The organism is Isoptericola sp. NPDC060257 (assembly GCF_042726645.1).
Lineage (GTDB): Bacteria > Actinomycetota > Actinomycetes > Actinomycetales > Cellulomonadaceae > Isoptericola > Isoptericola nanjingensis.
The window spans coordinates 1-9,480 of record NZ_JBHXAW010000175.1 but is presented as its reverse complement, the minus strand read 5'-3'; the positions used below and the strand labels follow the sequence as shown (position 1 = coordinate 9,480).

8 protein-coding genes and 1 pseudogene are annotated in these 9,480 nt (G+C 73.4%); 4 read left to right on the top strand and 5 right to left on the bottom strand.

Annotated features, from left to right (window positions below; genetic code table 11):
- Positions 1 to 52: 52 nt before the first annotated feature.
- Complete coding sequence (locus tag ACFWEK_RS14350; RefSeq protein WP_430554484.1) at positions 53 to 1,645, bottom strand: alpha-N-arabinofuranosidase; 1,593 nt, start codon at positions 1,643 to 1,645, stop codon at positions 53 to 55.
- A gap of 136 nt (positions 1,646 to 1,781) precedes the next feature.
- Here ACFWEK_RS14350 and ACFWEK_RS14345 point away from each other — a divergent pair, with 136 nt between their 5' ends.
- The 4 genes from ACFWEK_RS14345 (at position 1,782) to ACFWEK_RS14330 (ending at position 6,208) form a co-directional block, all read left to right on the top strand.
- Positions 1,782 to 3,131 (top strand): ABC transporter substrate-binding protein, encoded by a 1,350-nt coding sequence (locus tag ACFWEK_RS14345; RefSeq protein WP_430554483.1) that lies wholly within the window; start codon positions 1,782 to 1,784, stop codon positions 3,129 to 3,131.
- A 59-nt stretch (positions 3,132 to 3,190) separates the two neighbouring features.
- Positions 3,191 to 4,153 (top strand): carbohydrate ABC transporter permease, encoded by a 963-nt coding sequence (locus ACFWEK_RS14340; RefSeq protein WP_430546604.1) that lies wholly within the window; start codon positions 3,191 to 3,193, stop codon positions 4,151 to 4,153.
- Positions 4,153 to 5,040 carry a carbohydrate ABC transporter permease gene (locus ACFWEK_RS14335; protein WP_430554482.1) on the top strand — a complete coding sequence of 296 codons (888 nt, stop codon included), beginning with the start codon at positions 4,153 to 4,155 and terminating at the stop codon, positions 5,038 to 5,040. The genes ACFWEK_RS14340 and ACFWEK_RS14335 overlap by 1 nt, the downstream gene beginning before the upstream one ends.
- Before the next feature lie 79 nt (positions 5,041 to 5,119).
- Positions 5,120 to 6,208 carry a LacI family DNA-binding transcriptional regulator gene (locus tag ACFWEK_RS14330; protein ID WP_430554481.1) on the top strand — a complete coding sequence of 363 codons (1,089 nt, stop codon included), beginning with the start codon at positions 5,120 to 5,122 and terminating at the stop codon, positions 6,206 to 6,208.
- On the opposite strand, the gene ACFWEK_RS14325 is transcribed toward ACFWEK_RS14330, so the two are convergent.
- From ACFWEK_RS14325 to ACFWEK_RS14310, 4 genes and pseudogenes are all read right to left on the bottom strand, one after another.
- Positions 6,192 to 7,490 carry an MFS transporter gene (locus tag ACFWEK_RS14325; protein WP_430554480.1) on the bottom strand — a complete coding sequence of 433 codons (1,299 nt, stop codon included), beginning with the start codon at positions 7,488 to 7,490 and terminating at the stop codon, positions 6,192 to 6,194. The genes ACFWEK_RS14330 and ACFWEK_RS14325 overlap by 17 nt on opposite strands.
- Complete coding sequence (locus ACFWEK_RS14320) at positions 7,487 to 8,110, bottom strand: ArsR/SmtB family transcription factor (RefSeq protein WP_430546600.1); 624 nt, start codon at positions 8,108 to 8,110, stop codon at positions 7,487 to 7,489. Before ACFWEK_RS14320 ends, ACFWEK_RS14325 begins: the two co-directional genes overlap by 4 nt.
- A 56-nt stretch (positions 8,111 to 8,166) precedes the next feature.
- Positions 8,167 to 8,877 carry a DUF624 domain-containing protein gene (locus tag ACFWEK_RS14315; RefSeq protein ID WP_430554479.1) on the bottom strand — a complete coding sequence of 237 codons (711 nt, stop codon included), beginning with the start codon at positions 8,875 to 8,877 and terminating at the stop codon, positions 8,167 to 8,169.
- Positions 8,874 to 9,480: pseudogene (locus tag ACFWEK_RS14310) on the bottom strand (arabinan endo-1,5-alpha-L-arabinosidase); the annotation flags it as partial. The pseudogene ACFWEK_RS14310 and the gene ACFWEK_RS14315, both read right to left, overlap by 4 nt.

Sequence of the window (9,480 nt, the reverse complement as noted above, 5' to 3'; positions counted from 1 at the left end):
CCTTCCGAGGCCTCGGAAGGTGCACCGCCGCCTGAGCGGCGTCAGCGGCGGCTCAGGCGCGGGCGAACGTCCCGGCGAACGCCGTCCAGGACTCGGGGGCGAGGCGCACGCGGGTGGTGCCGCCCTCGCCGGCGGTCGCGGCGGAGGCGACGTCGACCGTGGACCAGCAGGCCTCGGCGACCTTCGCGGCGTGCTCCGGGCCCTCGACGGCGGGCTCGTGGTCCGCCACCATCTGCCAGCCCTCGGTGAGGCCGAGCGCGGCGCCGACGTGGGCCAGCTCCACCTCGACCACCCGGTCGGACCGGTTGGTGAGGAACAGGCCGAGCGAGCCGTCGTCGTCCACCGTCGCGGCGGCGGTGACGACCGGCGCGGCGCCGTGCTGCGCGGTGTCGTACGTCGGCGCGTCCACGCGCACGTCGAGCGCCGTGCCGCGGGCGAGGCGCGACGTCGTCGCGAACGGGTGGAACGTGGGCTGGCGCCACGCCTCGCCGCCCGGCGCGGTCATGATCGGCGCGATGACGTTGACGAGCTGCGCGAGGCACGCGACGGGCACGCGGTCGGCGTGGTTGAGCAGGGTGACCATGAGGTCGCCCACCACGACGGCGTCGAGGCCGGAGTAGACGTCCTCGATGATGCGCGGGGCGTCGCGCTGGATCGGCAGGTTCTCCTCGCCGCCGAAGCGGGTGGTGTTGTACCAGACGTTCCACTCGTCGAAGCTGATGGTGATGGCCTTGTCGCTGCGCCGCTCGGCGCCGACGGCGTCCGCCGAGGCGACGACCCGGTCGATGAACCGGTCCATGGCGGTGCCCGACGCGAGGAAGGACGCGCGGTCGCCGTCGATCTCCTCGTAGTAGGCGTGCATGGAGATGTGGTCCACCAGGTCGTACGTGTACGACAGGACGGTGCGCTCCCACTCGCCGAACGTCGGCATCTGCATGGACGACGAGCCGCACACGATCAGCGAGATCGACGGGTCGACGAGCTTCATCGCCTTGCCGGCCTCGGCGGCGAGCTTGCCGTACTCGTGAGCGTCCTTCTGCCCGATCTGCCACGGGCCGTCCATCTCGTTGCCGAGGCACCACAGCGTCACGCCGTAGGGCTTCTCGCGGCCGTTGGCGATGCGCAGGTCGGCCCACCGGGTGCCGGCCTCGCCGTTGCAGTACTCGACCAGGGCGGCCGCGGCGTCGACGCCGCGGGTGCCGAGGTTGACCGCCATCATCGGCTCGACCCCCTCGCGCTCGGCCCACTGCAGGAACTCGTCGGTGCCGACGAGGTTCGGCTCGACGGTGCGCCAGGCGAGGTCGAGGAACGGCTTGCGCTGCTCGACCGGGCCGACGGCGTCCTCCCACACGTAGTTCGAGACGAAGTTGCCGCCGGGGTAGCGCACCATCGGCACGCCCAGCTCGTGGACCAGGTCCGCGACGTCGCGGCGGAAGCCGTGCTCGTCCGCGGCGGGGTGACCCGGCTCGTAGATGCCGGTGTACACGGCACGGCCGAGGTGCTCGACGAACGAGCCGAACAGGCGTCGGTCGACGGCGCCGCGGCGGAAGTCGGGGTGCAGGGTGACGCGGGCGCCTGCGGCGGCGCCGGGGGCGTGGTCGGGAGCGGCGGGGGCGGGGCGGGCATCGGTGTGGGGAGCCGTCATGGGTCTCACGTTCCTCGTCGAAGTGGGCGATGGTGAAGCCACCGTGTACAACGATGTAGAGTCAACCACGGTCGCCGCGCGCGGCACCAATCGGCCCAGGAGGATCTGGGTCCGGACGACTCGAGGAGGAATCGGCATGCGCAGAGGCTTGCGACGCGCCGTGGCGGCGACGGTCGCCGGTCTGGCCGGCCTGTCGCTCGCGGCGTGCGCGCCCGGCGACGACGCCGGCCCGGCGAACCACACGAGCTGCACCAACGAGATCACCAAGCCCGACGCCACCCGCGTCACCCTCTGGGCCTGGTACCCCGCCGTCGAGCAGATCGTGGACACGTTCAACGACCAGCACGACGACGTCCAGATCTGCTGGACCAACGCGGGCCAGGGCGCCGACGAGTACGGCAAGTTCTCCACCGCCCTCGAGGCGGGGACCGGCGCGCCCGACGTCATCCAGCTCGAGTCCGAGATCCTGCCGACCTACACGATCCTCGACGGGCTCGCCGACCTCGCGCCGTACGGCGCGGCCGAGCTCGAGGACCAGTTCCCGGCGGGCGCCTGGTCCGACGTCTCCTCCGGGGACTCGGTGTTCGCCGTCCCCGTCGACGGCGGCCCCGTCGGCATGCTCTACCGGGCCGACATCTTCGAGACGTACGGCGTCGAGCCGCCCACCACCTGGGACCAGTTCGCCCAGGCCGCGCAGGACCTGCGCGACGCCGGCTACGACGGCTACATCACCAACTACGCCACGAACGGCGGCGCGTTCAACTACGCGCTGTTCGCGCAGGCCGGCTGGGCACCGTTCGCCTACGACCCGGCACAGCGCGACCAGATCGGCATCGCCGTCGACACGCCCGAGGCGCGCCACGTCCTGTCCTACTGGGAGGACCTCATCGACCGCGGCCTCGTGTCGAGCGACGACGCCTTCACCAGCGACTACAACACGTCCCTGGTGGACGGCACCTACGCCGTCTACATCGCCGCCGCGTGGGGCCCGGGCTACCTCGAGGGGCTGTCGGACGCCGACTCCGGCGCCGAGTGGAAGGCCGCGCCGCTGCCGCAGTGGGACCCGGCGAACCCGGTCCAGGTGAACCAGGGCGGCTCGGCGCTCGCGGTCACCTCCCAGGCCACGGACCCCGAGGCGGCCGCCACCGTCGCGATGGAGCTGTTCGACGACGAGGAGACGTGGAAGATCGGCGTCGAGGACGCCGGCCTGTTCCCGCTGTGGAACCTCGCGCTCGACGCGCCGTGGTTCACCGACCGCCGCTACCCGTTCTTCGGCGGCCAGCAGGTCAACCGCGACGTCTTCCTCGACGCGGCGGCCCGGTACCCGGGCTTCACGTTCAGCCCGTTCCAGGTGTACGCGTACGACCGCCAGACCATGGCCCTCTACGACATGGTCGAGGGCGACTCGACCGCCGCCGACGCGCTGGCGACCATCCAGGACAGCCTGGTGCGCTACGCCGAGCAGCAGGGGTTCACGGTCCGATGACGCGCACAGGATCGACAAGCACAGGGTCGACAAGCACCGCACCGACCGGAGGGGGCTCCGTGACGACCTCGACGACTTCCGCCGCGCCGGCGACGGCGCAGCGCGTCCGCGCCGCGGGCGGACGACGCGGGCAGAGCCTGCTCGACACGAAGCGGCAGTGGTGGGGCTGGTTGTTCCTCGCCCCGTTCACGGTCGTGTTCGTGCTGTTCCTGCTGGTGCCGCTCGGGTACGCCTTCTGGCTCAGCCTGCACACCAAGGGCATCGCGACCGGGGGCGAGAGCGTCTTCACCGGCGTGGCCAACTACGTGCGCGTGTTCACCGACGCGGACTTCCTGTCCGGCATGGCGCGGGTGGGCCGGTTCGTGCTCGTCATGGTGCCGATCCAGATCGGCCTCGCCGTGGCGATCGCGCTCGTGCTCGACACGCTGGCCACCCGCCTGTCGAAGGCGTCGCGGCTGCTCGTCTTCGTGCCGTACGCCATCCCCGCCGTCATCGGCGCGCTCATGTGGGGCTTCCTGTACAGCCCGCGGTTCGGCCCCGCGAACGACGTCTTCGGGCTCTTCGGCCTGGCTGCGCCCGACTTCCTCAGCCGCGACCTCGTGTTCGGCTCGCTGGTCAACATCGTGACCTGGCAGTGGGTGGGCTACTACATGATCATCGTCTACGCCGCGCTGCGGGCGATCGACCCGTCGGTGTACGAGGCCGCCAGGCTCGACGGCGCCGGGAACTGGGCGATCGCGTTCCGGATCAAGATCCCGATGATCGCCTCGTCGATGGTGATGATCGTGGTGTTCGCGCTCATCGGCACCCTGCAGTTCTTCACCGAGCCGACGGTGCTGCGGTCGGTCGCGCAGGGCGCGATCCCCACCACCTACACCCCGAACATGTACGCGTACTCGATGGCGTTCTCCTACAGCCAGTTCAACTACGCCTCCACGATCGCGTTCGCGCTGGGGATCCTCGTGTTCATCGGGTCGTACGTCTTCCTGTACGCCACCCGCAAGCAGAGCGGACTGAAGTGATGACGACCGTGACGACGCAGCAGACCCCCGCGCGCCGGCCGCGACAGCGCCGGGTCGGCTCCCACGTGTTCCTGCTCCTCGCGGTGCTCTACTTCGTCGTGCCGCTGTGGTGGCTCGTCGTCGGGTCCACGAAGTCGAACAGCGGCCTGTTCGTGGGCTCCGGCGGTGCTCTGTGGTTCAACGACGAGTTCGCGCTGTGGGACAACGTGAAGCAGCTGTTCACGTACCAGGGCGGCATCTACTGGACGTGGATGCGCAACTCGTTCGTGTACGCGATCGTCGGCGGCGTGGGGTCCACGGTGCTCGCCGTGCTGGCCGGGTACGCCCTGGCCAAGTACCGGTTCCGCGGCCGCAACCTCTACTTCTCCATGCTGCTGGGCTCCGTGATGGTGCCGCTCACGGCGCTGACCATCCCGACGTTCGTGCTGCTCAGCCAGCTCGGCATGATCAACACGATGTGGGCCGTGATCCTGCCGTCGCTGCTCAGCCCGATCGGCGTCTACCTCGTGCGCGTGTACGCCGTCGACGCCATCCCGGACGAGATGCTCGACGCCGGGCGGGTCGACGGCGCGGGGGAGCTGCGCCTGTTCTTCCGCGTCGCGCTGCCGCTGCTGCGGCCGGCGTTCGTCACGGTCCTGCTGCTGACGACCGTCGCGACGTGGAACAACTTCTTCCTCCCGCTGGCGGTGCTGCGCGACCCGCAGCTGCTGCCCGTCACGGTGGGCATCAACCAGTGGCAGGCGCTGTCGAACGCGGGCGCGGGCGGCGAGCAGGTGTGGAACCTCATCACCACCGGCGCGCTCGTGTCGATCCTGCCGCTGATCGTGGCATTCCTCGCCCTGCAGAAGTACTGGCAGGGCGGCCTGTCCCTGGGGTCGATCAAGTGACCGTCGTCGCGCCGGCCGGGCGGCCGCGCCGTGCGGCCGGTGCCCTACGCTGTGGGGGGCGAACGGGGAGGTGAGCGGCATGCGCGTGACCATGCACGACGTGGCCCAGCGGGCGGACGTGTCGATCAAGACGGTGTCGAACGTCGTCAACGGGTACCCGCACATCCGGCCCGAGACGCGCCGGCGTGTCGAGGAGGCGATCGAGCACCTCGGCTACCGCCTCAACACCACGGCCCGCAACCTGCGCACGCAGCGCACGGACATGATCACCCTGGCCGTGCCGGAGCTCAAGCTCCCGTACTTCGCGGAGCTCGCGGACTCCGTGATCCGCTCGGCGGAGGAGCAGGGCCTCACCGTGCTCATCGAGCAGACAGGGTCGGTGCGCGAGCGCGAGATCGAGCTGCTCGACGGCCGCCGGCGCCACCTCACGGACGGCGTGATCTTCTCGCCGCTGGCGCTCGGGCAGGACGACGTCGGGCTGTTCGAGGTCGACTTCCCGCTGGTGGTGCTGGGCGAGCGCGTCTTCGACGCCCCCGCCGACCACGTGACGATGAACAACGTGGCCGCGGCGCGCGCCGCCACCCTGCACCTGGCGTCGCTGGGCCGGACGCGGATCGCGGTCGTCGGCGCGCACGAGGGCGAGCTGGTCGGCTCCGCCGCCCTGCGGACCGAGGGCTACCGGCAGGGTCTGGAGGCCGCCGGGCTCCCGTACGACCCCGCGCTGGTCTCCGAGGCCGGGCTGTGGCACCGCTCGACCGGATCGGAGGCGATGGCGCGGCTGCTCGACTCCGGCGTCGAGATCGACGCCGTCTTCGCCCTCAACGACGCGATGGCCCTGGGCGCGCTGCACGCGCTGCACGCCCGCCGGATCGAGGTGCCGGGCGACGTCGCGCTGATCGGCTTCGACGACGTCGACGACGTGCGGTACTCCGTGCCGACCCTCAGCTCCGTGGACCCGGGGCGCGAGCAGATCGCCCGCACGGCGGTGGACCTGCTCGTCGAGCGGATCGCCGGTGGTGACGAGCGTCCGTTCCGCCGGGTGATCCCGGACTCGCGCGTCGTGGGCCGGGAGTCCACCGGCGACGCCGCGGAGGGCATGGAGAAGGTGGTGGCCGTCCAGCCGGGCGGCAACGAGGAGATCGGGTCGCCGGTCAGCGCGACGGCGTGACGACCGGCGGCATCTCCCGAGGTGCCGGCATCTCCCGCAGGCCGCGCAGCGGGCTGCGCAGCGCGCTGAGGCAGGCGGCGCAGTGCACGGCCGCCATGAGCAGCACGGTCTCGCGCACGCCGAGCACCTCGCCCAGGGCCCCTGCGGCGAGCCCGGCGAGCGGCATCGTGCCGAAGTTGACGAACTGGCTGGTCGTGACGACGCGACCCATCAGGGGCTGCGGCACGTAGCGCTGCCGCCAGGCCCCGCGCAGCACGTTCCCGGAGACGACCGCGAGCCCGACCAGGAAGAGGCCGGCGACGGTCCACGCGACCTGCGCGCCGCCGCCCCCGAGGCCCACCAGGAGCGCGGGCGGCCCGCCGGCGACGATGAGCAGCACCGTGGCGCGGGCGCTGCCGAGGCGCCGGCTGAGCCAGGTGGCCACGGTCGCGCCGAGCAGCCCGCCGCACGCGCCGACGGTCATCACGACGCCCAGCGCGGACGGGCCGAGGCCGACGGTGTCCACGAGGAACAGCACGAGCAGCGCGGTGTACCCGGTGAGGCCGAAGTTGGAGATCCCGCCCACGACGACGAACCAGCGCAGGTAGCGGTCGGAGGCCACGAACGCCACGCCCTCGCGGATGCGCACCCGTAGCGGCGCCTGGGGCGGCCGCTCGGGCTGCCGCACCGGTCGGACGCGCCAGAGGCAGAGGGCCGAGACGAGGAAGCTCGCCGCGTCCAGGGCCAGCCCGGCGGCGGCGCCGAGGGCCTGCGCCATCGCGCCGCCGATCCCCGGCCCCGCCACCTGCATGCCCGACTCCGTGCCGAGCAGGCGCGCGTTCGCGGCCTCGAGCTGCTCGTCGGGCACGATCTGGGGGAGGAAGACGGTGTAGGCGGTGCGGAAGAAGACGGTGCTGACGCCCGCGGCGAGCGCGGCGCCGACGAGGTGCGGCAGGGTCAGCGCGTCGAGCGCGGCGGCGACGGGGACGCTGCCGACGGCGACGGCGGCCACCAGGTCGGCCACGATCATCACGGCCCGTGCCGGGAGCCGGTCGACCCACGCGCCGGCGGGCAGGCCGATCACGAGCCACGGCAGCCACGCCGCCGCCGTGAGCAGGCCGACCACCGCGGCCCCGGCGTCGAGCTCGAGCACCGCGACGAGGGGGAGCAGCACCGACGTGGTGGCGTTGCCCAGCACGCTGACGCCCTCGCCCACCCAGAGCCGCCGGAAGCCGCGGTTGCGCGCGAGCGGGACGACGGCGGCGCCGGCCGTGGCGGCGCGGCGGCCCGTGGTGGCGGTCATGGCTGGGCGGGGAACCCGCGGCCGAAGACGAGCACGGGCTCGCGCTCGACGCCGTCGTCCGGGCGCGGGCGCTCGGCCCAGCGCACGAGGACGGCCGTGATCTCCTCGCCCAGCGCGACGAGCTCGGCGGGGGACAGGTGCACCCACGTCTCGGTCGCGAACGCGGCCCCGTCCCACTCGGGAGCCGAGCCGGCGTTCGCCTGCCACTCCCGGACCCGGTCGAACTGGCGCTGGAGGTGGAGCGCCTCGGCGGCCTGGGCGGCGGTGACGGCCGCGGAGTCCCCGGCGAACTCCTGGCGCGACCAGCGCAGCCGCGGCGCGACGAGGCGCCACCAGCGCTCGCGGCGGTCGCGGGCCAGCTCGGGGGCCTCGGCGACGAGGCCGGCGTCGTGCAGCACCTTGAGGTGGTGGCTGGCGCTGCCGACGGCCTGCCCGGTGCGGCGCGCGAGCGCGGACGCGGTGGAAGGACCGTCGACCTTGAGCGCGTCCATGAGGCGGGCGCGGTACGGGTTGGCGAGGGCGGCGAGCGCCTTCGCCTCGGTGACGGTGCGCACGCCCTGCTGCGGGTCGGGTGCGCCGTCCTGCGGGGTGCCCTCGGGAGAGGTGGGTGGCTGCGTCATCCCGCCACCGTAGACCCACAAGAGATGTTGTACAAGAGTTCTTGTGGAACTCTGGGTCAGGCCGCGGGGCCTCCCGAGACCTGGGCGTCGATCCGGTCGAGCCGGTCGGCGGCGAGGCGGCCGGTGGCCCACAGCCAGAAGCCGGGGCCGACCAGCACGGCCAGGAGCGGCAGCGCCCAGACGGCGGCGAGCAGGGCAGCGGCCACCACGAGGACCGCGAGCGACGTCGCCGGGCCGAGCAGGGGGAGCAGCAGCAGGAGCCGCCAGGTCGCCACGGGCCCGCTCGCGTACCGCGCGACCACCACCGGCCAGCAGGCGAGCACGACGGCGCCCCACGCGCCGACGGCCAGCAGGCCCCCGGTGAGGACCGCGCGACCGGGTCCGCCGACGAGGCCCGACCCGTCGAGCAGGCCCAGCGCCGCGCCGTCGAGCCACAGCAGGCCGGCGACCGCCCAGACGGGGGCGAAGAGCGCGGCGGTGCGGGCGAAGCCGTCGCGCCACGTCCGCCAGAACGTCCGCCACGGCGTGGGCTCCGCCGTCATCCGGGCGGCGACGACCCCGCTCGCGCGCAGCGCCGGGCCGAGGCCGAGCAGCACGCCCCCGGCGAGGGTGCCCAGCACCACCATGGCGGAGACCTCGACGAGGAGCGTCGCCCAGCGCAGCGCGAGCATGACGCCGCCCGCCCAGCCGGGCACCTCCGCCTCGGCGACGGCGGTGCGCACCGCGCCCTCCGCAGGTCCGGTGCGGTCCGGTGCGGGAGCCGTCACGGGAGCCTCGTCGCGAGGGTGACGCGACCCGCGTCGTCGAGCGCCTCGAGGCACAGGGTGGAGCGGCAGCGGACGCCGTCCCACGCCGGGTGCACGACGGCGGAGACGGCCGCGCCGTCGGGGGCGGTCCAGGCGAACCGTCCGCCGCCCAGGGCCCGCACCGCGGTCCGGGCGTCCAGCGGCCCGACGCCGCCGTCCTGCACGTGCGTCGGGTCGGTGCCCGGGGTGAGGCGCTCCCACGTGCCGTCGAGGACGGCAGGGTCGGCCGGCCAGCGCGAGACGTCGTCCACCTCCCGCTCGGCGCCGGCCCAGGGCTGCGGGGCGACGAGCGGCCAGCCGTCGTGCGTCCACACCAGCCGCCGCACCTGGAGCCGGTGCTCGGTGGGGGCGTCGGCGTCGCGGACGTGGTGCACCAGGAGCTGGCGCACGTGCGAGCCCGCCTCGGGGGCCGCGGCGGGCACCCGCTCGGTGAGCACGGACGCGTGGCCGGGCGCGAGGATCCCCGGGCCGCCGGCGAGGCGGTGCCCGGACAGCACCGGCACGCCGACCGCCCACGGGTCGGCGTCGACGTCGGTCATGAGATGGCCGACACGGTCGCGGTAC

Excerpts from the sequence above, each read along its gene's own strand:
- ACFWEK_RS14350 (WP_430554484.1), bottom strand. The coding sequence starts at position 1,645 with ATGACGGCTCCCCACACCGATGCCCGCCCCGCCCCCGCCGCTCCCGAC.
- ACFWEK_RS14325 (WP_430554480.1), bottom strand. The coding sequence starts at position 7,490 with ATGACCGCCACCACGGGCCGCCGCGCCGCCACGGCCGGCGCCGCCGTC.
- ACFWEK_RS14330 (WP_430554481.1), top strand. The coding sequence starts at position 5,120 with ATGCGCGTGACCATGCACGACGTGGCCCAGCGGGCGGACGTGTCGATC.
- ACFWEK_RS14320 (WP_430546600.1), bottom strand. The coding sequence starts at position 8,110 with ATGACGCAGCCACCCACCTCTCCCGAGGGCACCCCGCAGGACGGCGCA.
- ACFWEK_RS14335 (WP_430554482.1), top strand. The coding sequence starts at position 4,153 with ATGACGACCGTGACGACGCAGCAGACCCCCGCGCGCCGGCCGCGACAG.
- ACFWEK_RS14345 (WP_430554483.1), top strand. The coding sequence starts at position 1,782 with ATGCGCAGAGGCTTGCGACGCGCCGTGGCGGCGACGGTCGCCGGTCTG.